The organism is Shewanella sp. 125m-7 (assembly GCF_052977045.1).
In genome coordinates, this window is sequence record NZ_JBRILQ010000106.1 from 1 (window position 1) to 581 (window position 581).

Consider the following 581-nt stretch of genomic DNA (forward strand, 5'->3'; position numbering starts at 1 on the left):
TCGACTTCAGCGTTATCGTCTTTCCCAATCGGCGCAGTATCATCGATGGCATTGACATCGACGTTGACGGTGATCGGCTCGGAGACGTTGCCTTCAGCATCGTTGATGGTGTAAGTGAAGACATCATCAGTGGTTTCGCTGCCATCATGGTGATAGGTGACGGTGCCATCATCATTGACGGTAATCGTGCCGTTAGCCGGTTGGCTCACGATGACGATACTGGCTAAGTTCAGTCCACTTTCACTGTCAGAGTCATTGCTGGCGACGTTAATTAATACTTGAGCGCCTTCATCGACTTCAGCGTTATCGTCTTTCCCAATCGGCGCAGTATCATCGATGGCATTGACATCGACGTTGACGGTGATCGGCTCGGAGACGTTGCCTTCAGCATCGTTGATGGTGTAAGTGAAGACATCATCAGTGGTTTCGCTGCCATCATGGTGATAGGTGACGGTGCCATCATCATTGACGGTAATCGTGCCGTTAGCCGGTTGGCTCACGATGACGATACTGGCTAAGTTCAGTCCACTTTCACTGTCAGAGTCATTGCTGGCGACGTTAATTAATACTTGAGCGCCTTC

1 protein-coding gene is annotated in these 581 nt (G+C 50.3%); it reads right to left on the reverse strand.

Features of this window, described 5'->3' with window-relative positions; translation table 11 throughout:
* Positions 1-581, reverse strand: a 581-nt coding sequence (locus tag ACVBIL_RS20635) for an Ig-like domain-containing protein (protein ID WP_447168796.1), incomplete at both ends; no start/stop codon positions are given.